At 59.6% G+C, this 26,620-nt stretch carries 22 protein-coding genes; 18 read left to right on the top strand and 4 right to left on the bottom strand.

The window, feature by feature from the left end; genetic code table 11:
* Window positions 1-161 precede the first annotated feature (161 nt).
* From ACIP02_RS22210 to ACIP02_RS22175, 8 genes are all read left to right on the top strand, one after another.
* Window positions 162-1,829 carry a bifunctional 3-(3-hydroxy-phenyl)propionate/3-hydroxycinnamic acid hydroxylase gene (locus ACIP02_RS22210; RefSeq protein WP_400620626.1) on the top strand — a complete coding sequence of 556 codons (1,668 nt, stop codon included), beginning with the start codon at window positions 162-164 and terminating at the stop codon, window positions 1,827-1,829.
* Between the two features lies 1 nt (window position 1,830).
* Entirely contained in the window at window positions 1,831-2,775 is a 945-nt protein-coding gene (gene mhpB / locus ACIP02_RS22205) for a 3-carboxyethylcatechol 2,3-dioxygenase (RefSeq protein WP_400620623.1), read from the top strand.
* A 19-nt stretch (window positions 2,776-2,794) separates the two neighbouring features.
* On the top strand, window positions 2,795-3,658 hold the full coding sequence (locus ACIP02_RS22200; protein ID WP_201176047.1) for an alpha/beta fold hydrolase: 864 nt from the start codon (window positions 2,795-2,797) through the stop codon (window positions 3,656-3,658).
* A 15-nt stretch (window positions 3,659-3,673) separates the two neighbouring features.
* Window positions 3,674-4,468 (top strand): 2-keto-4-pentenoate hydratase, encoded by a 795-nt coding sequence (gene mhpD / locus ACIP02_RS22195; protein ID WP_400620620.1) that lies wholly within the window; start codon window positions 3,674-3,676, stop codon window positions 4,466-4,468.
* 11 nt (window positions 4,469-4,479) lie between these two features.
* On the top strand, window positions 4,480-5,412 hold the full coding sequence (locus ACIP02_RS22190; protein ID WP_400620617.1) for an acetaldehyde dehydrogenase (acetylating): 933 nt from the start codon (window positions 4,480-4,482) through the stop codon (window positions 5,410-5,412).
* On the top strand, window positions 5,409-6,419 hold the full coding sequence (mhpE, locus tag ACIP02_RS22185; RefSeq protein ID WP_400620614.1) for a 4-hydroxy-2-oxovalerate aldolase: 1,011 nt from the start codon (window positions 5,409-5,411) through the stop codon (window positions 6,417-6,419). The genes ACIP02_RS22190 and mhpE overlap by 4 nt, the downstream gene beginning before the upstream one ends.
* A gap of 127 nt (window positions 6,420-6,546) precedes the next feature.
* Entirely contained in the window at window positions 6,547-7,728 is a 1,182-nt protein-coding gene (gene mhpT, locus ACIP02_RS22180) for a 3-(3-hydroxy-phenyl)propionate transporter MhpT (protein WP_400620611.1), read from the top strand.
* Between the two features lie 82 nt (window positions 7,729-7,810).
* Complete coding sequence (locus ACIP02_RS22175; RefSeq protein ID WP_400620609.1) at window positions 7,811-9,094, top strand: OprD family porin; 1,284 nt, start codon at window positions 7,811-7,813, stop codon at window positions 9,092-9,094.
* A 160-nt stretch (window positions 9,095-9,254) separates the two neighbouring features.
* Here the strand turns inward: ACIP02_RS22175 and ACIP02_RS22170 are convergent, their stop codons facing one another.
* Window positions 9,255-10,049, bottom strand: a complete 795-nt coding sequence (locus tag ACIP02_RS22170; RefSeq protein WP_400620607.1) for a DNA-binding transcriptional regulator — start codon at window positions 10,047-10,049, stop codon at window positions 9,255-9,257.
* Window positions 10,050-10,224: 175 nt separating this feature from the next.
* On the opposite strand from ACIP02_RS22170, the gene ACIP02_RS22165 reads away from it, so the two are divergent.
* The 7 genes from ACIP02_RS22165 to ACIP02_RS22135 all read left to right on the top strand — a co-directional run bounded on the left by ACIP02_RS22165 (window position 10,225) and on the right by ACIP02_RS22135 (window position 18,434).
* On the top strand, window positions 10,225-11,355 hold the full coding sequence (locus ACIP02_RS22165; protein ID WP_400620605.1) for an amidohydrolase family protein: 1,131 nt from the start codon (window positions 10,225-10,227) through the stop codon (window positions 11,353-11,355).
* 118 nt (window positions 11,356-11,473) lie between these two features.
* Window positions 11,474-13,168 carry an FAD-dependent monooxygenase gene (locus tag ACIP02_RS22160; RefSeq protein ID WP_400620603.1) on the top strand — a complete coding sequence of 565 codons (1,695 nt, stop codon included), beginning with the start codon at window positions 11,474-11,476 and terminating at the stop codon, window positions 13,166-13,168.
* A gap of 11 nt (window positions 13,169-13,179) precedes the next feature.
* Complete coding sequence (locus tag ACIP02_RS22155; RefSeq protein ID WP_400620600.1) at window positions 13,180-13,362, top strand: DUF2783 domain-containing protein; 183 nt, start codon at window positions 13,180-13,182, stop codon at window positions 13,360-13,362.
* A gap of 80 nt (window positions 13,363-13,442) precedes the next feature.
* Window positions 13,443-14,240, top strand: a complete 798-nt coding sequence (locus tag ACIP02_RS22150) for a helix-turn-helix transcriptional regulator (protein WP_400620597.1) — start codon at window positions 13,443-13,445, stop codon at window positions 14,238-14,240.
* Between the two features lie 143 nt (window positions 14,241-14,383).
* Window positions 14,384-14,887 (top strand): PaaI family thioesterase, encoded by a 504-nt coding sequence (locus ACIP02_RS22145; protein WP_400620594.1) that lies wholly within the window; start codon window positions 14,384-14,386, stop codon window positions 14,885-14,887.
* Between the two features lie 44 nt (window positions 14,888-14,931).
* Window positions 14,932-16,665 carry a long-chain-fatty-acid--CoA ligase gene (locus ACIP02_RS22140; protein WP_400620591.1) on the top strand — a complete coding sequence of 578 codons (1,734 nt, stop codon included), beginning with the start codon at window positions 14,932-14,934 and terminating at the stop codon, window positions 16,663-16,665.
* A complete protein-coding gene (locus tag ACIP02_RS22135; protein ID WP_400620588.1) occupies window positions 16,662-18,434 on the top strand; it encodes an acyl-CoA dehydrogenase in 1,773 nt (590 codons plus the stop codon). Before ACIP02_RS22140 ends, ACIP02_RS22135 begins: the two co-directional genes overlap by 4 nt.
* A 77-nt stretch (window positions 18,435-18,511) precedes the next feature.
* Here ACIP02_RS22135 and ACIP02_RS22130 read toward each other — a convergent pair whose 3' ends face one another.
* The 3 genes from ACIP02_RS22130 to ACIP02_RS22120 form a co-directional block, all read right to left on the bottom strand.
* On the bottom strand, window positions 18,512-19,771 hold the full coding sequence (locus ACIP02_RS22130) for an OprD family outer membrane porin (protein WP_400620585.1): 1,260 nt from the start codon (window positions 19,769-19,771) through the stop codon (window positions 18,512-18,514).
* A gap of 89 nt (window positions 19,772-19,860) precedes the next feature.
* Window positions 19,861-21,075, bottom strand: a complete 1,215-nt coding sequence (gene mhpT, locus ACIP02_RS22125; protein WP_400620581.1) for a 3-(3-hydroxy-phenyl)propionate transporter MhpT — start codon at window positions 21,073-21,075, stop codon at window positions 19,861-19,863.
* Between the two features lie 186 nt (window positions 21,076-21,261).
* Complete coding sequence (locus ACIP02_RS22120) at window positions 21,262-21,735, bottom strand: MarR family winged helix-turn-helix transcriptional regulator (protein ID WP_400620579.1); 474 nt, start codon at window positions 21,733-21,735, stop codon at window positions 21,262-21,264.
* Between the two features lie 134 nt (window positions 21,736-21,869).
* Here ACIP02_RS22120 and ACIP02_RS22115 point away from each other — a divergent pair, with 134 nt between their 5' ends.
* Genes ACIP02_RS22115 through ACIP02_RS22105 form a run of 3 tightly spaced genes read left to right on the top strand, consistent with a single transcriptional unit; the run spans window position 21,870 to window position 26,566 of the window.
* Window positions 21,870-23,645 (top strand): acyl-CoA dehydrogenase, encoded by a 1,776-nt coding sequence (locus ACIP02_RS22115; protein ID WP_400620576.1) that lies wholly within the window; start codon window positions 21,870-21,872, stop codon window positions 23,643-23,645.
* 37 nt (window positions 23,646-23,682) lie between these two features.
* Complete coding sequence (locus ACIP02_RS22110; RefSeq protein ID WP_400620573.1) at window positions 23,683-25,710, top strand: 3-hydroxyacyl-CoA dehydrogenase NAD-binding domain-containing protein; 2,028 nt, start codon at window positions 23,683-23,685, stop codon at window positions 25,708-25,710.
* Between the two features lie 10 nt (window positions 25,711-25,720).
* Window positions 25,721-26,566, top strand: coding sequence for a beta-ketoacyl synthase N-terminal-like domain-containing protein (locus ACIP02_RS22105; protein ID WP_400620571.1), 846 nt, complete (start codon window positions 25,721-25,723; stop codon window positions 26,564-26,566).
* Window positions 26,567-26,620 lie beyond the last annotated feature (54 nt).

Raw genomic sequence — 26,620 nt, 5'->3', positions numbered from 1 at the left:
CGGTGCCTGCGCCTTCCAATACCAAAGCGTAGCGCCGATGCGCTAACACCCGTACCAGCCAAAACGCCCGTTCATCCCCCTTGCGCCTGCCTGCGCGAGGACGGTCGCGGCTTGCCTGGAAACTTTCCGGGCCGCCGTGGGCAGTGTCGAGGATTACAACAATGAACAAGCCGCATCCAGATCACATCCAGGCCGACTACACCGCAGACGTGGTGATCATCGGCGCAGGCCCCGTCGGGCTGGCCATCGCCAACTATCTCGGCCAGGCCGGGGTGCAGGTGCTGCAGATCGAGAAGCTCGACCAGCTGATCGACTACCCCCGCGCCATCGGCATCGATGACGAGTCGCTGCGTACCGTGCAGGCCATCGGCCTGGTCGAGCAGGTCCTGCCGCATACCACGCCGTGGCACGCCATGCGCTTCCTGACCCCCAAGGGCCGCTGCTTCGCCGATATCCAGCCGACCACCGACGAGTTTGGCTGGTCGCGCCGCAACGCCTTCATCCAGCCGCAGGTCGATGCCGTGCTGCATCGGGGCCTGGAACGCTTCGCCAATGTGCGCACGCTGTTTTCCCGCGATGTGGTGGAGTTCCAGCAGGACGAGCAGGGCGTCAGCCTGCGCATGAACGGTCCCGAAGGCCGCCAGGAAACGGTGCGCGGCCGCTACCTGGTGGCGTGTGACGGTGGCAACAGCCTGATCCGCCGTACCCTGGACATCTCTTTCGAAGGCAAGACCGCGCCCAACCAGTGGATCGTCATCGACATCGCCAACGACCCGCTCGGCACGCCCAACGTCTACCTGTGCTGTGATCCGGTGCGCCCGTATGTCTCGGCGGCACTGCCCCACGGCGTGCGGCGTTTCGAGTTCATGGTGATGCCGGGGGAAACCGAAGAAGACCTGGGCAAGCCCGAGAACATGCGCAGGCTGCTGGCCAAGGTGCTGCCAGACCCGGACCGCGTCGAGCTGATCCGCAAGCGCGTCTACACCCACAACGCCCGCCTGGCCGGCCGCTTCCGCGTCAAGCGGGTGCTGTTGGCCGGCGATGCCGCGCACATCATGCCGGTCTGGCAGGGCCAGGGGTACAACAGCGGCATGCGCGACGCCAGCAACCTCGGTTGGAAGCTGGCCCTGGTGGCCAAGGGCCTGGCTGGCGAAGGGCTGCTCGACACCTACGAGCAGGAGCGCCGTGACCACGCCAAGGCGATGATCGACCTGTCTGTGCTGGCCGGCCATGTGCTGGCGCCGCCCAAGCGCTGGCAGGGCGCGCTGCGTGACGGTATCTCGTGGGCGCTGAACTACCTGCCGGCGGTCAAGCGCTACTTCCTGGAGATGCGCTTCAAGCCCATGCCGCAATACACCAAGGGTGCCTTGGCAGCGGTGGAAAACAGCAAGGACTCGCCGATCGGGCGCATGTTCATCCAGCCCAAGGTGGTCACCGAGTCCGGCGAAACCCGCCTGCTCGACGACATCATCGGCAGCAACTTCGCCGTCATCGCCTGGGGCAGTGACCCGCTTTGGGGCCTGAGCGCTGCCCAGATTGATGCCTGGCGCGCGCTGGGGACCTGCTTCATCCAGGTGCTGCCGGAAGTCCAACTCAAGGCCGGGCGTGAAGTGCCGGATGGGGTCATCCGCGTGGGTGACAGCACGGGCCGCCTGAAAGAGTGGTTCGGCCGCTTCCCGGTGTCCATCGCCCTGCTGCGTCCGGACCGTTTCGTTGGCGCCGTGGCCATCCCGCAGACCATTGGCCAGGCCAGCGATACCCTGCTGCGCGCCTTGGCGGCGCAACCCCAGGCGGCCCAGCAGGCGCCGCTGGCAGCGAAGGTGGCGTGAGATGAGCGCCTATCTTCACTGCCTGTCGCATACCCCGCTGGTTGGCTATGTCGACCCGCCCCAAGCCGTGCTGGCCGAGGTCGACGAGGTGATCGGCGCAGCCCGTGCCCGCATCGCCGCGTTCGACCCGGAGCTGGTGGTGTTGTTCGCCCCGGACCATTACAACGGCTTTTTCTATGATGTCATGCCGGCGTTCTGCATCGGCATGGGTGCCACCGCCATCGGCGATTTCCAGAGTGCCGCCGGCCCGCTCGACGTGCCACGCGACGTCGCTGAGGCTTGTGCCGACGCGGTGCTGGAAGCCGGCCTGGACGCTGCCGTGTCCTACCGCATGCAGGTCGACCATGGCTTTGCCCAGCCGCTGGAGTTTCTGCTGGGCGGGCTCGCCGAGAAGCCGGTGATCCCGGTGTTCATCAACAGCGTTGCGGTGCCGCTGCCAAGCTTCGCCCGCGCCCGCCTGCTTGGCGAGGCCATTGGGCGCTTCGCCCGGGCCACCGGCAAGCGCGTGCTGTTTCTCGGCTCCGGTGGCCTGTCGCACCAGCCGCCGGTACCGGAGCTGGCCCACGTCGATGCGCGCATGGCCGATCGCCTGATGGGCAGTGGCCGCGACCTGCCGGCCAACGAGCGCCAGGCCCGCCAGCAACGGGTGATCAGCGCCGCCGAAGGTTTCGTGCGCGACCAGAACACGCTGCATCCGCTCAACCCGACCTGGGACAACCACTTCCTCGACCTGCTCGAGCAGCGCCGCTTCGGGGAACTCGATGCCATGGCCAATGCCGAGCTGTCGACCCTGGCCGGCAAGTCGACCCACGAGGTCAAGACCTGGGTGGCGGCCTTCGCCGCGCTGTCCGCGTTCGGCGGCTACCAGGCCAGCGAGCGCTACTACCGGCCGATTCCCGAGTGGATCGCAGGTTTTGGCTCGCTCAGTGCCCATTCCCTTACTTGATCAACGGAGGACTTCCATCATGACCAGCATCTCTATCAGTGAAGCCGCCAGCAGCCGTTTCGCCCGCATCCGCGAAGGCGAGCTCGACCTGCAAGTGCACTACAACGACCTCGGCGAGGGCGCCGAGACCGTGGTCATGCTGCATGGCTCCGGGCCTGGTGCCAGTGGTTGGGCCAACTTCAACCGCAACATCGAACCGCTGCTGGCCGCCGGCTACCGCGTAGTGCTGATGGACTGCCCGGGCTGGAGCAAGAGCGACCCGATCGTCTGCCGCAGCTCACGCTCGGACCTCAACGCCACCGCGCTCAAGGGCCTGCTCGATGTGCTGGGCCTGGAGCGCGTGCATATCCTCGGCAACTCCATGGGCGGTCACAGCGCCGTGGCCTTCACCCTGAGCTACCCCGAGCGTGTCGGCAAACTGGTCCTGATGGGTGGTGGTACCGGTGGCGCCAGCCCGTTCGTGCCGATGCCCACCGAAGGCATCAAGCTGATCAACGCGCTGTACCGTGAGCCGACCATCGACAACCTGAAGAAGATGATGAACGTCTTCGTCTACGACCCGAGCGACCTCACCGAGGCGCTGTTCCAGACCCGCCTGGACAACATGCTCAGCCGCCGCGATCACCTCGACAACTTCGTCGCCAGCCTGGCTGCCAACCCCAAGCAATTCCCCGACTTCGGCGCACGCCTGGGCGAGATCAAGGCCAAGACCCTGGTGATCTGGGGGCGCAACGACCGCTTCGTGCCGATGGACGTCGGCCTGCGCCTGATCGCCGGTATCGCCAACTCCGAACTGCACGTGTTCAACAACTGCGGCCACTGGGCCCAGTGGGAACACGCCGACACCTTCAACCGCCTGGTTCTGGACTTCCTCCAGCACTGATTTGAGGTACACCCCATGACCATCGATTCGCAAACCCTCGAGCGCCTGGCTGCCGACCTGCGCCGCGCCGAACAGCAGGGCGAGGCCATCGCCCCGCTGCGTGACACCATCGGTGCGGAAAACGCCGAGGCGGCCTACGCCATCCAGCGCCTGAACGTCGCCCACGCCCTGGCAGGCGGGCGCCGCCTGGTGGGCCGCAAGATCGGCCTGACCAACCCCAAGGTGCAGGCCCAGCTGGGTGTCGACCAGCCGGACTTCGGCAGCCTGTTCGCCGACATGTGCTATGGCGATAACGAAAGCGTGCCGTACGCCAGCGTCCTGCAGCCGAAGATCGAGGCCGAGATCGCCCTGGTGCTGGCCCATGACCTGCCCAGCGCGCAGACCACCTTCGCCGACGTGATCGGCGCTACCGGACTTGTGCTGCCGGCGCTGGAAATCGTCGGCAGCCGCATCCAGGGCTGGAACATCCGCTTCGCCGACACCGTGGCCGACAACGCCTCCAGCGGCTGCTTCGTGCTTGGCGGCCCGGCCCGTCCGCTGCACGACCTCGACCTGCGCGGTGCGGCCATGCGCATGACCCGCAACGGTGAGCTGGTGTCCAGCGGCAGCGGCGCCGAATGCCTCGGCCACCCGCTCAACGCCGCGGTGTGGCTGGCCCGCACCATGGCGCGCCTGGGCGAGCCACTGCGTGCTGGCGACATCATCCTCACCGGCGCCCTCGGGCCGATGGTGGCGGTGGCGCCGGGCGATCATTTCGAAGCCGAGATCGACGGCCTGGGCCGTGTCGGCGTGACCTTCAGCGGCGAGTGATGGAGATCCCCATGAGCCAGAAACGCAAAGTCGCCATCATTGGTTCCGGCAATATCGGCACCGACCTGATGATCAAGATCCTGCGCAACGCCAAGCACCTGGAAATGGCCGCCATGGTCGGCATCGACCCGGCCTCCGACGGCCTGGCCCGCGCTGCCCGCATGGGCGTGGCCACCACCCACGAAGGCGTCGAAGGGCTGGCTCGCCTGCCAGTGTTCAAGGACATCGATTTCGTCTTCGACGCCACCAGCGCCGGTGCCCACGTGAAGAACGACGCCTTCCTGCGCCAGCACAAGGCCGACCTGCGCATGATCGACCTGACCCCGGCGGCCATCGGCCCGTACTGCGTGCCGGTGGTCAACCTCGAGCAGCACTTGCAGGCGACCAACGTCAACATGGTCACCTGCGGTGGCCAGGCGACCATCCCGATGGTCGCGGCGGTCTCCCGCGTGGCCAAGGTGCACTACGCCGAGATCGTCGCCTCGATCGCCAGCAAGTCCGCCGGCCCCGGTACCCGCGCCAACATCGACGAGTTCACCGAGACCACCAGCAAGGCCATCGAAGTGATCGGCGGCGCGAGCAAGGGCAAGGCAATCATCATCATGAACCCCGCCGAGCCGCCGCTGATGATGCGCGACACGGTGTACGTGCTGAGCGACGCCGCCGACGAGCGACAGGTGGCGGCGAGCGTCGAGGAAATGGCCGCCGCGGTGCAGGCCTACGTGCCGGGCTACCGCCTCAAGCAGCAGGTGCAGTTCGAACAGGTGCGCGACCTCAAGCTGCCCGGCCAGGGCACCTTCACTGGCCTCAAGACCTCGGTGTTCCTCGAAGTCGAAGGCGCCGCCCACTACCTGCCGGCCTATGCCGGCAACCTCGACATCATGACTTCCGCCGCGCTGGCCACCGCCGAGCGCATGGCCCTGGCGATGGGAGCTTTGGCATGAACGGCAAGAAACTCTACATCTCCGACGTGACCCTGCGCGACGGCATGCATGCCATCCGCCACCAGTATTCCCTGGACGACGTGCGCGCCATCGCCACGGCCCTGGACCGGGCCAAGGTCGACTCCATCGAAGTCGCCCACGGCGACGGCCTGCAGGGTTCCAGCTTCAACTACGGCTTCGGTGCCCACACCGACCTCGAATGGATCGAAGCAGCAGCCGACGCGGTCAGCCACGCCAAGATCGCCACGCTGCTGCTGCCAGGGATCGGCACCATTCATGACCTGAAAAACGCCTACGACGCCGGTGCCCGCATCGTGCGCGTGGCTACCCACTGCACCGAAGCGGACGTCTCTCGCCAGCACATCGAGTACGCCCGCGAGCTGGGCATGGACACCGTCGGTTTCCTGATGATGAGCCACATGCAGACGCCCGAGGGGCTGGCGCAGCAGGCCAAGCTGATGGAGAGCTACGGCGCCACCTGCATCTACGTGGTGGACTCGGGCGGGGTGATGAACATGGATGATATCCGTGCGCGCTTCCGTGCGGTCAAGGCCGTGCTCGACCCGGCGACCTCCACCGGTATCCATGCCCACCACAACCTCAGCCTGGGCGTGGCCAACTCCATCGCCGCGGTGGAGGAGGGCTGCGACCGCATCGACGCCAGCCTCGCCGGCATGGGCGCCGGTGCCGGCAACGCGCCGCTGGAGGTGTTCATCGCCGCCGCCGACAAGCTCGGCTGGAACCACGGTACCGACCTGTATGCGCTGATGGATGCTGCCGACGACCTGGTGCGCCCGCTGCAGGACCGCCCGGTGCGGGTGGACCGCGAAACCCTGGCGCTGGGTTATGCCGGGGTCTACTCGAGCTTCCTGCGCCATGCCGAGGTGGCCGCTGCCCGCTACGGCATCAAGGCGGTGGACATCCTCGTCGAGCTGGGCAAGCGCAGGATGGTGGGTGGTCAGGAAGACATGATCGTGGACGTGGCGCTGGACTTGCTCAAGCGCTGATCCGAGAAACGGGGCTGCTGCGCAGCCATCGCAGGGCAAGTCGCAGCGGCGAACCGCCGCTCCTACAAGGACGATGCAGCGCCCCGTTTGCCAACTCAACCCAACACAAAAACAACACGGGTGATTCATGACTTCTGCCAACAACCCGCCTCGCGTGGCCGTCACCATCGGCCTGTGTTTCCTCGTCGCCCTGCTCGAAGGTCTCGACCTTCAGGCTGCCGGCATTGCAGCCCCGGGCATGGCCAGTGCCTTCGGTCTGGACAAGCTGCAAATGGGCTGGGTATTCAGTGCCGGCATTCTCGGCCTGCTGCCCGGCGCCCTGGTCGGCGGCTGGCTGGCCGATCGTTTCGGGCGCAAGCGCATCCTGATCGGCTCGGTGGCGCTGTTCGGTCTGTTCTCGCTGGCCACGGCCCATGCCTGGAGCCTGCCCAGCCTGTTGCTGGCGCGGCTGTTCACCGGTGTCGGACTGGGCGCCGCACTTCCCAACCTGATCGCCCTGTGCAGCGAAGCCGCCGGCCAGCGCCTGCGTGGCAGCGCGGTCAGCCTCATGTACTGCGGCGTGCCACTGGGCGCGGCGATCGCCGCCGGTATCGGCATCTTCGGCTATAGCGGCGAGTGGCAAATGGTGTTCCATGTCGGTGGCGCTGGGCCGCTGCTGATCCTCCCACTGCTGGCGCTGTTCCTGCCCGAGTCGGGGCAGTTCCGCGCCACAGCCCAGGCCGAGGATAATCCGAGCCTGCGCCGCGAACTGTTCGGTCAGCCCGCCACTTGGCTGCTGTGGCTGAGCTACTTCTTCACCCTGATGGTGGTGTACATCCTGATCAACTGGCTGCCGAGCCTGCTGGTCGGCCAGGGCTTCAGCAGCCATGACGCCAGCTGGGTGATGTTCGCCCTGCAGATCGGCGCGGCCATCGGTACCCTGATCCTCGGTCAGGTACTCGTGCGCTTGCCGGCCGGCGTTACCGCAGCGCTGGTGTACGTAGGGATTCTCGCCGCCCTGGCTGGGCTTGGGGTGGCCAGCACATTGCCGGGGATGCTGGTCGCCGGCTTCTTCGCCGGTTTCTTCGCCACCGGCGGGCAGGGCGTGCTGTATGCCGTGGCGCCGAATTTCTACTCGGTGCGTGTGCGCGCCACGGGCGTCGGCGCGGCAGTGGCGGTCGGGCGCCTGGGGGCCATGAGCGGCCCACTGGTTGCCGGCCAGATGCTTGCCCTCGGCGCCGGCTCCGCCGGAGTGCTGATGGCCTCGGCACCGGGAGTGGTGATCGCCGCCCTGGCGTTGTTCCGCCTGATTGGTCGCCGCCCGGCCTGATCCTAGCGCCATCCAACCTTTGCTCGCTCCCCTGCTGCTCACGCGGCAGGGCACCCTACAACTACAAGAAAGCGATGTGATCATGCACAAGGCCCCGAAAACCTGCCTGGCCCTGGCCCTGGCCCTGGCCATCGGCCTGCTCTGCGCCAACCCGTCCCACGGTGCCGGCTTCATCGATGACAGCCATGCCGAGCTGGTACTGCGCAACTACTACTTCGATCGCAACTACGTGGGCCAGACCCCGCAGGCGGCTGCCCGCGAATGGGCCCAGGGTTTCATCCTCAACGTCAGCTCCGGTTTCACCGAGGGCCCGGTCGGCTTCGGCCTGGACGCCAAGGGCATGCTCGGCGTCAAGCTCGATTCCTCGCCTGATCGCGCCGGTACCGGCCTGCTGCCGTTCGACCCGGCCACCCGCGAGCCTGCCGACAACTATTCCGAACTGGGCCTGACCGGCAAGATGCGCATCTCGCGCACCGAGCTGCAAGGTGGCACCATCAGCACCTTCCTGCCGATCGCCTTCGCCAGCCCGACCCGGCTGCTGCCGCAGACCTTCCGCGGCGCCTACCTGCGTTCGAGCGACATCGATCGGCTGAGCCTGCACGCCGGCTGGCTCGACCGCATCAACCTGCGCGACTCCACCGACTACCAGAAAATGAGCATCGCCGCCCCCAACGGCCGCTTCAACGGCGCCGCGACCTCAGACCGCTTCGCCTTCATTGGCGGCGACTACGCCTGGTCCGACGCGTTGACCCTGCGTTACTACCATGCCGAGCTGGACCAACTGTATCGCAAGGACTACTTCGGCTTCGTCGACGAGCGCAAGCTTGGGCCTGGCCGCTTGAAGAGCGATTTCCGTCTGTTCGTGGCAGGCGAGGACGGCGCCGCCAAGGCCGGCCCGGTCGACAACCGCAACGCCGCGCTGATGCTCACCTACGCCTGGGCCAGCCACAGCCTGGGCGTCGGCTACATGCAGCTCGATGGCGACACCGCGATGCCCTACCTGTACGGCACCGAGCCGCTGGTGATCACCGAGGGCACGCTCAGCTCCGAGTTCATCAACCCCAAGGAGCGCAGCTGGCAGGTCAAGTTCGACCAGGACTTCGCCCCGTTCGGCGTGCCAGGGCTCAAGGGCATGCTGCGCTACGTACGCGGCGACAACATCGAGCTGGCACGCTTTGGCGGTGGCGGCTTGAGCGAGAGCGAGAAGGACGTGGAGCTGTCGTACACCGTGCAGCAGGGCACGTTCAAGGGCGTGGCGCTGCGCCTGCGCCATGCCTGGTATCGTAACGACTTCCTACCCGGCGCTTCGCACCGTGACGACAACGAGTTGCGGGTCAACGTGGATTACACGATCAAGATCTGGTAGGTAAAATGGATTGTGCATGTGGGAATGCTTGCCGAGCGGATTCGCAATTGGAACTGCATCGCTTGGTCGGATGTGCAGCGCCGGTGGGCGGGGTACTTTCCTGAGGACGAATCGCCATCATGCAATGAAGACCATTGCCTAACCGGTCGGCGAGTTTAGACTATAAAGATGCTTCGAGCTTTTCTTGGATCAGCTTCGATGTATTTTGCAAGGCCCCCAAATAGCGGCGTGCAGCCTGCTCGATCGACATCGCTTTCGCTACGTACACCAAGTTCAAACAGCCCAATAAGCGCTGCTCGGCGAAGACAGGAACGGCAATGGAGGCGATTTTTTCTTCGTAGTTCCAAGCCATGAAGTTTTCCCCATACCCGAGATTTCTGATTTTGCGCAAAACGTTGTCAAGTTGTACAACATTCCGCGCCAACTGAGATTCTTTCTCCTCACGCTCCGCCAATAGGGTAATGATCTGCTCACGCTCAGCGTCGCTGCAGAAGGCGAGGTAGGTGAGTCCTGTTGCCGTTTGCAGAAGAGGCAGGCGGCGTCCGATCATGGAGCGGTGAAATGAAAGGCGGCTGAAACGGTGAGTGGTCTCGCGTACTACCATCGCATCTACATCCAAGGTACAGATGTCAGTCGGCCACACCACTTCCTGTAGCAGCTCCGCCAGCAGCGGTGCGGCGATCGCGCTGATCCATTGTTCATCGCGAAAACCTTCACTCAATTCGCGCACTTTGAGGGTGAGGCGAAAACTGTCATCGGACTCGCTACGGCGCACGTAGCCCTCGTCCTGCAGTGTCTCCAGCAGTCGCCGGACGGTGGTTCGGTGGAGCCCAGTAAGCTCGGCTAGTCGGGTCGGGCTAGCGCCGCCGTCCAGCCGGTTCAAGGCATTGAGCAAAGCCAGTCCGCGGCTTAACCCGCGCACTGTCTTATAGTCGGAGCCTCGATCAATGTTCATTAAAACCTCTTTGAAAATAGGGATGTGCATCTGGTGCACATCTAAGCATTTTTTCATTGTAGGACAATTGACGCGATTCTTATACTCAGCGAACACCAAGCCAATACCCTGTCGGTAATGTCTCTGCGCTTCCTACACTCATCACGTCGCACATGATGTTCTACCCCATTGCGGGATGCGCGACATCACTGCCAGGGTGACATCGTCGTTCAGTGGCTTGCAGTTGATCGTTCATCCAAAAACAAAAAAGGCACGCACCATGAATCGCAGACAAGTCCTCCAATCCATGGCCACCGCCGCAACCGTCGCAGCAGTATCTGGCTTGGCCCCAAACTCTGCCCATGCATCCGAAAGCAGCAAGCCTGCAGGTGTTCGCGCGTCAAAAGAGGCCCGACGCATCGATACCCATCAGCATATCGTTCCACCTTTTTATGGAAAGTGGCTCGAGTCCCGAGGTATTACCGCCGGCGGCTTGCCCATCCCAACCTGGAGTGTCGAGGGCGCCTTGGACCTGATGGACAGCAACGGTATCGCAACCGGCATCCTTTCGGTGTCTACGCCAGGCGTGCACCTTGGAAATGATGCTGAAGCACGCGTGAAAGCCAAAGAGGTCAACGAGTTCTGCGCCGAGATCGTCGACAAGCATCGCGGGCGGTTTGGCTTCTTTGCAACGTTGACGCTGCCGGATGTTGCGGGCGCCGTAGAGCAGGCCGAGTATGCCCTGACCACGTTGAAAGCGGACGGCGTCATCTTGCTGGCAAACGTTCGGGGGACCTACCTCGGGGCGCCCGAATGGGATCCTCTCATGGAGGTATTGAACCGACATCACGCCACCGTGTTCGTCCACCCTTCAGAGTTGCCGGCCAAATCCGTCGACGGGATTCCACCCTATGCTGCGGACTTTCTCCTAGATACAACGCGTGCGGCCCTTAACTTGGCGAAGCGAGGATGCCTCGAACGCTATCCAGAACTGAAGATCATTCTTTCTCATGCAGGCGGGTTCCTTCCCTATGCCGCCGAGCGCATGGCCCGTGTTTGCTCAGACGACGGAAGCACCGAGCGAGGTATCCAGCGGCTGCGCAAGTTCTACTTTGATACCGCGCTGTCCAGTAGCCCTTATGCCTTGCCTGCGTTGCTGGCATTCGCCAATCCGCAGAACATCACCTTCGGCAGCGACTGGCCCTATGCTAACAAGGAGCGTTCGAGTCACTTCACCGGGTTGCTTGATACCTTCGGCTTCACCGAGCAGCAACGCTTGGCTGTCAATCGGGAAAATGCCTTGCGCTTGTTCCCCCGTCTGGCCTGAGTGCGCTGCCAGAGCGTGCGGATGTCCTCGTAAGGGGACATCGGCTCGATGAGCCTCCATTAGAGTTTTTCTGCAGTTTGAACTGCGGCTCAACAACAATAAAAGTGGAGAATCAACGATGCATTGCCCGGATACCACCCCTCGACGTTCGTTGTATTTTGATTACACGGTCTATCCGGCTTATACCGCGGATGTTGGCGTTCCAGCAGCGCGGCGAAGTGCTGTGGTAATCGTGGGGGGCGGCCCCATAGGTCTGGTGCACTCGCTGTATTTGGCCAGCTTCGGTATCGCATCGATTATCGTCGAAGCCGAGCAGCAGGTTTCAGAAGGGAGTCGCGCAATTGTCTTCACCCGACGCTCACTGGAAATTCTCCAGCAGGTGGGTATTGCTCAGCGTGTTACCGAAGCGGGATTGGAGTGGTGCTCTGGTAACTCGTACTATCGCGAACAACGGGTTTTCCGTATGGAGTCGATACGCGATGAGGATGATCGTTTTGCGCCTATGACCAACTTGCAGCAGCCCTGTCTAGAGCAACTCCTCGTCGATGCTGCCACTGAGCATCCCTTGATCGAAATGCGGTGGGGAAACAAAGTCAGCCAAATTCGGCAACAATCAGACCACGCATGCCTGACACTTGAAACACCGGCCGGAAGCTATGAGCTCGAGGCTCAGTGGGTTATTGCCGCCGATGGGGCACGGTCGGCATTGCGTTCACTCCTTGGACTCAAGCTGGAAGGTGCGGCGTACGAGGGGAAGTTTGTGATTGCCGATATCCGTACGCAATTGGACTTGCCTACAGAGCGCCAAGCATTTTTCGATCCGCCCTGGAATCGAGGCAATACCGTGCTGATGCATCGCGAGCCTAAGGATATCTGGCGCATCGATTATCAGCTCCCTTCGCATGAAACAGTAGAGCAAGCTTTGGCACCGGACTCACTGCGCACAAGAATTGATGCCCAATTGCGTTTGATGGGCGTTGAAGATCCACAGTGGGAGCTGGATTGGTCTTCGGTTTATTCTGCAAGGGCACTGACCCTGCCGAGTTACGTCCATAACCGGGTCATCTTCAGTGGCGATGCCGCTCATCTGCTTCCGATCTTTGGTGTACGTGGTGCCAATACCGGGTTTCAGGACAGCAATTGCCTGTGCTGGAAACTAGCAATGGTGATCAAAGGACTAGCATCCAAGAAATTGCTCGACTCGTATGATCAGGAACGTGTCGCTGCTGCATGGGAGATCATCGCCGAGGCGGGCAAGAGCACACGCTTCATGGCCCCCCAGACACCTGGACAGCGTCTACTGAGAGATGCTGTATTGTCACTGTCGCTAAGCCAGGAGTTCGTCAGACCGCTATACCACTGGCGCACGTCCAAACCACATGATTACCGTGACTCGCCACTGAACAGTCAGGCCGATGACGATAGCTTGTTCCGCACAGGCCCTGGCAATGGATCACCATTGCTTAATATCCGCTTTGGTGCTGATGACTATCTGTTCGACCATCTCGGTGCAGGTTTCCATTTGTTGTACTTCACTGACGAGCCCGCCGTTCCCGAGACCGTCATCGCCGAGGTTGAGGCTATTCGCAAAGAGGGAATTCCCATTCAGATCATCGCTATCGGAGTGCAAAGCGGCGTGAAAGGGGCGCAGCTGTCATTACCAGATGCCGAGGGGCGCATCAGGGCGAAGTACGGTATGGGCGCTGGAGGTGGCTATCTAGCACGACCTGACCAACATACCTGTGCCCGATGGCTGGACCTCGGTCGAGCCGATATACATGGGGCTGTGAATTGCGCTTTGGCTAGGCATTGAGGAGGGCGACAATGAGCACGTTGAGCATCTTGGAGCTGGAAACGGTATACGATCACCTTGCAGCCGTCCTGGACCAAGTCCCCGAGGATAAACGCGAGCTTTTTCTCGTAAAGTTGGCTCTGCTCAGTGCTGAAGCACTGGGGGATCCACAACATACTGCCGCGCTTACCGAAACAGCCTTGATCGATCTTTAGGATAATGACTGGTCGCTGTACGCAGGCTTCTTCACATAGCAACTGGCCTGCCTGCAAGGGCTTGAGGGGAGTTCGGCAAGATGGACTATTGGCAACTGAGGCGATTCGAGGCTGGCCTGAACATCAGCAGTGCCCATGCAGCCAAAATGCTTGCTCGTGTGGGGCCGGCCCACGGCCGCTCACTTGCGATGGACCTTTTGAGGCTGGCGGGCAAAAGTGTGGCGCTGGCTCAATGCACAATTTTCACCTACAGCGACGGACGAAACCCAGAGCTACTTTCATTCGCCGACCATGGACGCAATGTCGAGCTTGCCCGAGTTTCGGATATTTACACACAGCGTTTCTTCAGCCGCGACGGTAATCGACAAGCTATGGCGGCGCTCGGTGCCAGTCAGTGCATCATCGTTCAACGCCAATCGATCGAGGACATCGTTGACCCTCGTTATCGCCGCGTCTGCTACGAGCAGCCGAGGATCAGCGAGCGTTTGGCGCTGCTGTCGACCTGCAGTAGCGAGCGATGGTTATCGGTAAATTTCTACCGCGGGCGAGAGCATGGCTCATTGTCTTCCGGGGAAATCGATCATATCGAGGCTTTGGCACCCTTGGCTATGCAAGTCGTACGCCTCCACCATCAAGCACACCTGCAGGTCCAGGAGATGCCCTCCATTCTGGCAGAGCGGGTTGCACGCTTATGCCCAGATCTTACTGCGAGAGACAAACTGTTGCTGCGGCTGATGCTTGGCGGCAGCGATTCGATAGATATCGCGCATCGGATTGGCGTGCAGCCGTCGAGTGCTGCCACGTATATCAAGCGGCTTTATCGCAAAGTCGGTGTGAGCGGTTTGCGAGAATTACTCGCAGTGGCTACCCAGCCCTAGCCTGGCGCCGTCGGCACATTCTAGTAAGCCGATCGCTTCAAAAACAACGTCAACCAAGGTTGACATTATGCTAAAAATTGAACACGCTGCACATTGTCAATCAGTGTTGACAATGTGGCCAGCCGTGGACACGAAAGTCTGCTATGGCATGGCCATCCCTCAGTCCCATTTGGAGCATGTGGTCGATGCAGGAGCCATCACTTAGCCTGGCGGACAACCCAGACAGGCATTTCATCGAGCGGTTCATCGCAGATGGCGCGCGGGACCTGCCGGTACCGGGCAGCCCGCTCGCACGTCAGTTGTACATGCGTCTGCTGCGCGCATCACACGGTGCGGTGGACGCGTCATTTCAGATCGGCATGGATTTTACTCAAGGTGGAGGGGTCATTCAGGGCGGCATCGTAGCGGCGATGCTGGATTTTGGCCTGGCCTTTGCCGCCTTATCAGTTCTCGACACCGGCCGCACTGCGGTGACTACGTCCCTCAATGTCAACTATCTCAGGCCTGCTTCAACGGGGCTTTACCATGTTCACGCAGTTCTGGAAAAGCAGGGTCGTACGCTGATCTACGCCAGCGCCAAGTTGTTGGATGCCAATGAAAGGCCCATCGCCATAGCCAGTTCTCCCATGGCAATCGTGTCGATGTAGTCGTGTCACTGTCTGGACGGCGGTGGCCGTCACTCGGAGAGCCCATGAATAAAAACAATAGTTTTGTCGTTCCGAAATGCCTATCCCCTGTTTCTGAGTTCGGCCAACCGGAAGCGGTCGACGTGCCCTCGCATCACCTGCTGGCGAGTCACGTTTCCCGCCATCCAAGCCTGCCTGTTACCCCTGTTCAAGATGGGCTGGCAATCAATGCCAAACGATATCCGAATAAGCTTGCCATTGAATTCTACGGGCAGGCGATATCATACCGGAGCCTGCAGGAACGGGTCCTGCGGTTGGCGGGATTCCTGGCGGAAAATCTTGCTGTGAAACCGGGTGATCGGGTGTTGGTGGATATGCAGAATAGTCCATCGTTCGTTGTCGCATTCTACGCGGTCCTGGCTGCGGATGCTGTTGTAGTGCCTGTCAATCCAATGAACCTGGAGGCGGAACTGCGATGGTTGATTGAGGATAGCGGAGCCAGAGTCGTGATTGCCGCGCAGGACATTGCCGGGGCATTCAGCGCACTGCTCGAACAAGACGTTTTCGATCATCTAGTGATGGCATGCTACAGCGATGATTTGCCTGTTACCTGCAAAGAATCAATCGCCGACTTCCTCACCGCGCCACGCCAAGAGTCATTTTCGCCAGCGGTCAGCACCTTGGCTCAGGCCTATGAACACCCTCGACTCAAGCGTGAAGCTTCACGCAGAGGTGAGGACCTGGCAATGCTGGTCTACACATCCGGCACGACAGGCCATCCTAAGGGCTGCATGCTCAGTCATCGTGCGGTCAATGCGCAACTAGTAGCGCTTGAGCACTGGAACCATTGGTCGTGTGACGCCGTGGTATTGGCCACTGCGCCGTTCTTCCACGTGACTGGCCTTTGCGGATCCATGTTGCTGCCATTGTCACTGGGTGCATCAATGGTGATCTTGCCCCGCTGGGATCGAAGCGTTGCAATGGACTGGATTGAGTCCCGTGGCATCACGCACTGGACTGCCATACCTACGATGGTCATCGATTTACTGGGCTTGGATGGCATTGAACAGCGCGACTTTTCCTCACTGCAGCTTATCGGAGGGGGCGGAACCGCAATGCCGAATGCGGTTGCGAAGCGCCTTCAGACTCTGACTGGGCTCTCATATCAGGAGGGCTGGGGCATGTCCGAAGTGTGCGGAGCCATTCATCTGAATCCGCCCGGGGCAGTAAAACCTCAATGCCTGGGTATTGCGATGTTCGATGTGGATACCCGAATCATTGACATCGATCGCGGGGCAGAGCTCTTCGACGGCGAACAAGGCGAGATCGTGACGCGTTGCCCAACCCTGTTCAGCGGTTATTGGAACAATCCTCAAGCGACTCTTGAAGCCCTGATTGAGCTCGACGGCCGTCTGTTCCTGCGAACTGGTGATATCGGCGCCTTTGACCGTCAGGGGTATCTGTTCATGGCCGAGCGTCTTAAACGCATGATCAATGTGAGCGGATACAAGGTATGGCCAAGCGAAGTCGAGAATATGCTTTATCAACATCCGGCCATCCAGGAAGCGTGCGTAATTGCCGCACGATCATCCGACGGCCGCGAGACGGTGAAGGCGTTGGTAGTGCTTAGATCTTCGGCTCTCGAACCACTGGATGCCGAACGGCTCATGAACTGGTCACGTCAGCAGATGGCGGCCTACAAAATCCCCCGATTGGTAGAGTTCGTCGATTCGTTACCGAAGTCGGCAACTGGCAAAATTCAATGGCGGGCGTTGCAAAACCAGGAGAATCATCAATGACCCATTACGCTCCGCCTTTGGCAGATCTGCGATTTGTCATGGAAAACCTGCTAGATCTGGATCGCTTGTGCGAGCTCGAAGCCTTCGAAGGGTTAGACGCCAGTCTAATGGCCGCCGTGTGCGAGGAGGCCGGAAAGTTTGCGGCCGGAGTATTGGCCCCGTTGAACCAGGCTGCAGATCGAGAGGGAGTGCATTGGAGCCCGAACGGTGTAAAGACCGCCCAGGGCTTTGCTCAGGCTTACAAGCAGTTTATCGAAGCAGGCTGGAACAATGTTGCGGTACCCACCAAGCATGGTGGTCAGGGTTTACCTTGCATTGCAGCCTCGGCGATTAGCGAGATGTTCATGTCCGCCAATAAAGCCTTCGCCATGTGCCCCGGCCTTACCTTGGGTGCTATCGAAGCACTGACGGCTTGTGCCAGTGAAGAATTGCAAACCCGTTATTTGCCCTTCTTGGTCAGTGGTAGATGGAGCGGTACGATGAATCTGACCGAACCACAAGCGGGCTCAGACGTCGGAGCCATTCGGTGTCGAGCGGCACCGGACGGGAAGGGGGCCTATCGTTTGGTCGGCCAAAAGATCTTCATCTCTTGGGGGGACCAGGATCTTACCGATAATATTCTGCACCTTGTACTGGCGCGCCTGCCGGACGCCCCGGCGGGAGTTAAAGGTATTTCGTTGTTCATGGTTCCCAAGTATCTGGTCAACGATGATGGGAGCCTTGGGCCTCGTAACGACGTGCGCTGTGTGTCGGTGGAACACAAGATGGGAATTCATGCCAGCCCTACCTGCATGATGGCCTATGGTGACGAAGGCGGTGCATTTGGGGTGTTGGTAGGTGAGCCCAACCGTGGGCTGGAAGCGATGTTTGTGATGATGAACATGGCCAGGCTCACGGTGGGAATCGAAGCGGTAGGTCTATCTGAACGCGCCTATCAACAGGCTGTAGCCTATGCACGGCAACGTCATCAAGGTAGCGACCTGCATGGCAATCGTAATGTGCCTATCATTCGACACCCCGATGTCCGTCGCATGCTAATGCGAATGAAGGCCCAGACCGAAGCGATGCGAGCTGTTGCATTGGTGATCGCCCAGGCGCAGGACTTGTCCGAGCACCATCCGGATAGGGACGAGCGCAAGAATCAACTGGCTTTCATCGAGTTGATGACGCCCGTGTTCAAGGGGTGGGCGACCGAGACAAGCCTGGAGGTCACCTCGCTGGCAGTGCAGGTCCATGGCGGCATGGGCTTCGTCGAAGAAACCGGTGTTTCTCAACATTACCGAGACGCACGGATCGGTACCATATACGAGGGTACGACGGCGATCCAAGCCAACGACCTGATTGTTCGCAAGCTTATGCGCGATGGAACAGGGCAGTTCGAGTTGCTCATCAACACGATGCGCAAGGTTGCTGAAACCTTAGGGGCGGAAGACGTATTGGGTGGACGGCTTTCAGAATCTGTCGCCCATCTCGAGGAGGCCGCACGGCATGTTCGTCAATTGTTCGGTAGTGATCCGGAGCAAGTACTCGCCATCGCCGTTCCTTTCCTGATGCTTTTTGGTCGAGTGGCCGGTGGCTGGCAGTGGGGACGCATGGTAATTGCTGCCAGGCAGAAGGTTCTGTGCAACGAAGATCCAGCGTTCATGCAAGCCAAATTGCAGGTAGGAGAGTTCTATGCCGAACACATCCTGGTGGAAGTTCATGGCTTGGCGCGTACGGTCTTGATGGCGCGCTGCCCGTCTTTGGCGGTGGATGACGTGTTGTTCTAAGCACCACGGGTGTACTGAATATCGTGCATTGAGAGAAAAGCCCGTCACTCGCCTGAGGCGGGCTTTTCTATTCCGGCTTACCAGAGCTTGATAGCGTATTCGATATTCAGTCGCGTCTGATTGATGTCGCGAGAAAATGTGCTGTGGTAGGAAGAGTTGCGGGCAATGAACCCCAGACCTGCCAGTGGGCCGCTCTGAATCACGTAGCCTAATTGGACAAAGCGCTCGCTCTCATGGCCCCTTTCATCTCCTGTCGCTGGCACGAGTATGTTGTTGCCTCGAAGGTAGCGGAACCGGACATTCAGTCCGGGAATGCCGGCAGCAGCGAAGTCATATTGGTAGTTGAATTGCCAGTTGTGTTCGTCACGGTTAACCATATCGCTGACCAGCGCGCCCTCGCTGTGGACGCTCAGCACTGTGCCGGAAATGCCAGGCATGCCAGTAGCGCCTGATACTTCGTAGTAGCCTAGACCCAGGGTATGGCCGCCTACACGCCAGTTGCTCATCAACCCTAGGTATCGGCTGTCAACCTTGCCTGCAAGTGACTGCCCTGAATCCTTGCTGTCGTAGTATCGAATGTCATGTAACAGTTGCCCTACTGGCAGTGCTTGAGTGATTAAGGCACCCAAGTAGTGTTGCTGGTAGATATCGTCAAGCCTCCCCGTGTAGTAACTCAATTTGACTGCCTTGGTTGGCGCATAATCCACGCCTGCGTAATCGAACCTTTCCGACTCGGCGGCTTTGGCGAAACGGCCAAAGGGCGATGCCATTTTCATTTTCTCGAAGCGATCATCATCGCGCCCCATCACGCGGTCGAACCGCGCAGCGGTTAGTGTCCAGTCGCTCCATTCACGCGAGGTGAGTTCGCTGCCTCTAAATACCGGAGAAAAGAGGCGCACCGGCGGCGTAATCAGCACTGGAACCATGGGGGTATGACCGCCAACTCGCAGTTCGGTCTTCGACAATCGTGCCTTCGCCGTAGCGTAGCCTTTGCTATACCCAGACTGGGCTCTCCCTTCATCAGTGCGTTTAAGCAAACCGGTACCGCTGCGGTCTGGCGCTGAGTCTAGTCGCAGCGCTGTCATGCCTGTGATGTCGACCCCTAAGGCAAATGGCGTATCTGTGTAGCCGGAACGGATATCCAGAATGGCGCCTTGTGCCCATTCACGTTGGTGCGATACCGGTTGCCCAGGTGTACGGGTGTTACGGTAGTCCGAGTCGAAAAAGTAATTGCGCAAGCGCAGGTTAGAAGTGCTGTCCGCGATCACATCCGCGCCGGCAGTCGAGGGAATGATGAGCGCACAAAGAGCAGCGACACAGAAGCCGTGAGATTTCATCGGTGGCCTAATTATCTTTTTTATTGGCGAACGAGCCCCCGCGTCGGGTATGCCGACGCGCGAGGCCAATCAGTGACAAACGATGGTGTTCAGGCGGCGGCGGTGGCCGGCTGTGGTTTGCGCAGCATGAATACGGCGAGCAGAGCGGCTACCAGGGTGCAGGGTATGGCGGCAACTATTACGGCACTACTACCGATACCCTGAAGTAGCATGTAGCCCACCAGCAATGGTCCAACCATGGCTCCCAAGCGTCCCGAAGCCACTGCAAATCCCAGCCCGGTGGAGCGTATTTCGCTTGGATACACCAAGGTGGCAAGGGTGTAGAGCACCAGTTGACCACCAATGGTGAAGAATCCAGCTAGACCGCCTGCGACCAACAGCAGTGGAAAGCTTGCCGCCAGGCACAGGGCCAACAAGGAGAGAATCATTCCTGCATACATGAGGCGCACAACGTGTTCGGCTTTCCAGTGATCCAGCAGGCTGCCTAAAATCACCGATCCCGCAGCAGCGCCGAAGCTAAAGGCGGTTTGCACCCAAGTCGCCTGATCATGCTCAAGCCCTTGCTTGATCAGCAGACTGGGTAGCCAGTTGAGCAGAATGTAGACCACCATCAAGGTGAAGAAAAACACCACCCACATCAAAAGTGTGGTCCCTGAGCGGCGCGGGCCGAAAAGCGACTTGATCAACGAGCCAGTGCTGTCCGCCAAGAGCAGCACACGATTGCGTACGAAGGCGGGTGATTCTGGTAGCAGCGCATACAGAGCTGGCACCAACAGCAGTGGGGCGATACCGCCAACGTAGAAAACTGTCCGCCAGTTTCCTCCAATGCTCTCCATTCCCAATACTGTCGCCAGTGCTCCGCCCAAGGGCATACCGCAAAACATCAAGCTGACGGCGCGACCACGGTATCGCTCGCTGGCTGCTTCTGCTGTGAGTGCGATGACTGTCGGCAACGCGGCACCCAAACCGACACCGGTGAGAAGGCGAGCGATGATCAGGGTCGGCAGATTCCAGGCGTAGGCAGTAAACAATGAGCAGGTCCCGAAAATCGTGATAGCCCCTAGCAGCACGGTACGCCGTCCATAGCGGTCTGCGAGTACCCCACCAAACAATGACCCGGGCATCAGTCCCAGGATGCCGGCGCTGAATATTGCACCTAAATCTTGGGGTGATAGCCCAAGGTCCAGGCGCATTCCAGCTGCTGCAATACCTGCCGATTGTAAATCCAGACCTTCAAATAGAGCGATGCAAAAGCACAATGTAATGGTCAGCCGCGAACGGGCAGACGAAGATGGTTTGCTCATGAAACGATCCTGTTTTTGTGGGAGTTGTAAGGATGTTCATTCAGGGCAGATGGCTGCCTCAGGCGCGATCTGTCAACCTGCGGTGACAAATATCGTTGCGCGGAGCATTTTTGTCAACATAGGTTGACGTGATTTGAATGGCAGGGCGACAGCCGTCCCTCGCCTCGGCCACGGCGAGACTGGCGGTTACCAGCCATCGCTGAGGAGTCGTTTGAGCGTGTCCAAGTTCTCTTGCCCGATTCGTTCGGCTAAATCTTTTTCGATTTTTTCGAGATTACGAGTAGCAGCCGCAGACATGGCAAAACCATGTGACGTGAAGCCTACCAACTTCACGCGTTTATCTTCGGGGCTATCCACCAGTTCGACCAGATCCATGCGCACCGCTTCGTTCACCAGCTTGTGAACTGCCTGGCGAGAAATCGCCAGCTGCCTAGCTAGTACCGAGATACCGATGGGTTGGCGTTTCATCAGACCAAATAACCGACTCATCGCAGGCGTGACGTGTTCATAGCCACTGGCCTCGGCCATGTCGTACAGACGTGTTTCGATCCAATCCTGTTTCGCGCTCAGCAACTGGCGCAGAAATACCTTAGGTGTGGAAGGTTCCGCGTGGGGCAGAGGGACGGCGGTTGCGGTCGAGGTTTTCTTGGGTGGCGACACGATTTCTTCTCAAGCGTGGTTGACAGCCAATCTTAGGTAAGTCTAGTCTTTCCGTCAATGTCAACTAAGGTTGACGAAGTGTGGGTTTTGCAGCTCTCGACTATCGCGATTCATTGAACAATAAAAGGTAGAGCATGACGAGATATGTAGCTCCTTTGCGGGACATGCAGTTTGTCATCCATGAGCTTGTTGGGTTACAGCGCACTGCGAGTCTGATGTTGGGCGGCAATCTATGCAGTGATACTGTTGATATGTTGCTCGACGAAGCAGCTCGCTTTTCTCAAGAGGTCATTGCGCCGCTGAATGCCACTGGCGACAGGGATGGGGCTCATTGGGTAGACGGCGATGTGGTCACGCCGCCAGGTTTCAAGCATGCCTATCAGCAGTATGTGGAGAAAGGCTGGAATGCCCTTCGCTGCGACCCACAGTACGGAGGGCACGGCATTTGCCACTTGGCCGCGATTGCGGTAGAGGAGATGCTGGTTTCAGCCAATCTCTCCTTCGCGTTGATCCAGGCCTTGAACATGGGGGCGGTCGAAGCTTTGCAGTTAAGTGCCAGTGCCCGAATCAAAGACCGCTTCCTGGCGGAGTTGGTCGCAGGCAATTGGACCGGAACCATGAACCTTACCGAGCCTCAGGCAGGTTCGGACCTCGGTGCTATCCGGACTCGGGCAGTAGCGGAGGGTGAGCACTTCCGGCTATACGGTCAGAAGACTTTCATCACCTACGGGGATCACGACCTAGCGGAAAACATCTTGCACTTGGTGCTGGCCAGAACGCCTGGCGCACCGGCGGGAACCCGCGGTCTATCGCTGTTTCTGGTGCCCAAGTATTTGGTCAATGACGATGGCAGCCTGGGTGATCGTAATGACGTCAGTTGCATCTCGATAGAGCACAAACTGGGTCTTCATGCTTGTCCGACCGCAACCCTGTCATTCGGAGATGATCGAGGTGCGATCGGTTATCTGATCGGAGACCTGAACGCCGGTCTGAGGTACATGTTCATCATGATGAACTTGTCGCGACTCAATTCGGCCTTGCAGGGACCGGCACTGGGCGAGCGCGCATATCAACAGGCGTTGAACTACGCCCGCACACGTATCCAGGGCAGCAACTCTGTGGGCCAACCGGTCGCAATAATCGAGCACGCGGATATTAAACGCATGCTGTTGATGATGACTGCGCAGAATGAGGCAATGCGGGCGTTGGTCTATTGCGCAGCGGAACGCCTGGACGCCGCTACCCGAAAGCCCCGGGAAGAGGGGAGCGAGCAAGAGTTGCGCCGTGCCGAGCTACTCACCCCAGTCGCTAAAGGCTGGTGTACTGAAGTGGGACAGGAAGTCGTATCACTTGGCATACAGGTGCATGGCGGGATGGGCTACATCGAAGAAACCGGTGCAGCACAGCACCTGCGGGACATGCGCATTGCCAGTATTTACGAAGGCACCACTGGTATCCAGGCCAGCGACCTGCTGTTACGCAAAGTCGTCAGCGATAGTGGGGCGGTTTTGATGACCCTTCTGAACGAAATGCATGAGGCTGTGGACGCGCTAGAGGAGAAGGGCAACCCGACAGGTGGGGCGATCGCGTTTGCCGCGCGTGCTGCTATTTTGCAGTTCGCCCACAGTATCGAACATCTGCTGAGTCAGGAACGCGCCCCTCAATCTGCACTGGCAGTGCCGTTCTTGATGCAATTCGGTTACCTGTGCGGTAGCTGGATGATGGTACGCAGCGCCGCGATATCTTGCGAAAAGATTATGAGAGAAACGGTGCCTGAGCCGTTCTATGCAGCCAAGCTGCGAACTGCCTTGTTCTATATCGAGCACGTCTTGCCGAGGGCATCGGCATATGCCACCACCGTGAGCAGTAGCGCTCGTTGCGTGCTGGATTTCGAGCCTGGCTTGGTTTGAATGCACTGAAAATCCCTACCTAAAGGACCTATTCAGAATGAACGCACCCTATGAGTTGCGAGGCGATGGCGTGGCCGTCATTTGCCTAGACAACCCTCCAGTCAATAGTTTGGCCTTAAAAATTCGCAAAGCTTTGTTCAAAGCGATTAGCGATGCTCAGGAGGACTCCCGAGTAGTAGCGTTGGTGATCTCGGGCAGCGGTGATGGATTCAGCGCTGGTGGTGATCTGGTTGAGTTTGCAGGTAATGAAACCTTCGCTGCCCCAGAGCTATCGAGCATGTTGATCGGTTGCATTGAGACATCGGCCAAGCCGATCGTAGCAGCCATGCATGGTTTTGCACTGGGTGGAGGACTGGAACTGGCTTTGGCCTGTCATGGTCGAGTGGCAGACCCGACATGCAAAGTGGGGTTGCCGGAAACGACTCTCGGCTTGCTTCCAGGCGCGGGCGGTACTCAGCGCTTGCCGCGGGCAGTAGGGTTGGAGCAGGCGACCAATCTGATTATCAATGGCACGGTATTGGCCGCGTCTGCGCTGGCTGAATCATCACTCTTCGATGCGCTCAGCGAAACGACCGTGGAGCGTGCAGCGCAATTGGCATTGCAGTTGGTTGCTCGGGGTGCTCCGTGGCCTCTGCTGCGTCATCAGAGGGTTAACCATTCCAACCCTGAAGGTTTTCTGGCTTTCGCCAGGCAGCAGGCGAAGGCCAGCCGGCATTCCAATTCCGCAATCCCCCTGGCCCTGGACGCCCTGGGTCTGAGCGTAGGGACGGACTTCGATAGCGCCATTGTTCAAGAGCAAGGGCTTTTTCGTAGGCAATTGGCGGATCCGGCATCGCTGGGCATTCGCCACGCATTCCTGGCTGAGCGACTGGCACCAAGATGCGGTGTTGATATGAGCGGCAGTACCCAGGCTATCGATGAAGTTATCGTGATTGGTGCCGGGTTCATGGGAAAGGGTATCGCGACCTGTTTTGTTCGAGCGGGCTACCTCGTCAAGCTCTTTGACAGCGCGCAAGGTACGGCGCAAAAAGCAGTAAGTGAGCTGATGGCTCAGTTGGGCTGTCCGGCAGCGCAATTGACCGCTATCGATAGCTATACAGCAATGGCCTCCGCAGACTTGGTCGTGGAGGCCGCTGCCGAACGATTGGAAGTCAAACAATCCATTTTTGCGGAGCTAGATCGCCACTGCAAAACCGAGGCGATCCTTGCCAGTAACACCTCCAGTCTCGACCTCGACCAAATCGCACGGGCCAGTAATAGACCGGGGCGCGTGTTGGGCTTGCACTTTTTCGGGCCGGCTCAGGTCATGCGGCTTTTGGAAGTGGTGCGAGGTGCAGAAACGGATCAAAGGGTGTTGTCCACCGCATTGGCTGTCGCTAAACGCCTACGCAAAGTGGCAGTAATTGCCAAAGTATGTCGAGGTTTTATTGGCAACCGGCTGTTCGACAGGTATTTGCTGCAGGCATTAGCGCTGGTGAATGAAGGGGTTTCGCCTTATCGCATCGATCAGGCACTGGAACGCTGGGGCATGAAAATGGGGCCCTTCAAAGTAATAGACCTTGTAGGGGTCGATCTTCTGTATGGCGCATGGCAGGGCGTATACGGCCCGCAAGACATTCAACTCCTAGGGCACTTGTGCAAGGCAGACCGCCTGGGGCTGCGTTGTGGCAGGGGTTGGTATCGTCATGAGCGAGGTCGCAAGGCTCAGCCCGACCCTGCGCTCGCCCAGGTGATCACTGCTGCCGATCCGGCCTGCCAGGTAAGCGACGCCCTTATTGTCGACCGCTGCTTGTTGGCACTGGTCAATGAAGGAGCACGCGTGCTTGAAGAAGGCATTGCGCAACGTGCCTCTGACATTGATGTGGTGTTCGTCCTTGGCTATGGATTCCCGGCTGAACGTGGTGGGCCTATGTACTGGGCCAGTACTCAGGGTCTAGCACGTATCGAGCGAACGTTACGGCAATGGGCCAAGGATACTGGAAACGAATTCTGGAGACCGTCCGCCCTGTTGTCCGACTTGGCTCGTGACTTTAAGGATTTCACTCAATCTGCCACACAGCATTAAGGGCCTGATCATGCAACGTGCCGTCATTGTATCCACTGCAAGAACGCCTTTTGCCAAGTCATGGAAGGGCGGCTTCAACATCACTCATGGCGCCGCTCTGGCAGGGCACGTCGTTGCCTCGGCCGTCCAGCGAGCGGGCATTGACCCTGATCTGATTGAGGACGTTGTGCTGGGGTGTGCCAATCCGGAAGGTGCCACCGGAGGTAACCTTGCACGTCAGAGTGCCATTCGTGCAAATCTGCCAGTGACCGTGGCAGGGGTCACGGTCAACCGATTCTGTGCCAGTGGCTTGCAAGCGATCGCTTGGGCAGGCCAGCGCATCATGACCGGTGAGGCCGAAGTGCTGGTCGCCGGGGGCGCGGAGTCCATTTCTTGCGTGCAGAACGAAATGAACCAACACATGGTGCAAGACCCCTGGATTCTCGAACACAAGCCTGAGCTCTATTGGCCCATGGTACGGACTGCAGAAACCGTGGCTCAGCGCTTTAAGATCAGTCGAGAGGCCCAAGATCTATATGGAGTACAGAGCCAAATGCGGGCGTGGGCGGCTCAACAGCAGGGATTGTTCTCGGCCGAGATCGCCCCTATGCGTACACTGGCGGCAGTTATCGACGCCAATGACGGCATGCTGAAAACGCAGGAGGTAAGCGTTGCGCTGGATGAAGGTATCAGGCCTGAGACCCGGCTCGAGGACGTTTCACGCATTCGATCGGCCATCCCAGGCGGTTGCGTCAGCGCTGGAAACGCCAGCCAATTCTCCGATGGTGCCGGTGCATGCGTGATGATGAGTGATCAGCGAGCCGCCACGCTCGGTCTGAATCGCCCCTGGTTTCGTAGACACCTCCAAGCCTCATAATGAGGCCCAAATAGGAGGTGCCATGAGTCGTCAGCGTTACCCCGAAGAATTCAA

Source organism: Pseudomonas sp. NPDC089408, from assembly GCF_044749445.1.
GTDB lineage: Bacteria > Pseudomonadota > Gammaproteobacteria > Pseudomonadales > Pseudomonadaceae > Aquipseudomonas.
Note: the sequence above shows the minus strand (reverse complement) of the source record. Positions and strands in the feature narration are given on the sequence as shown.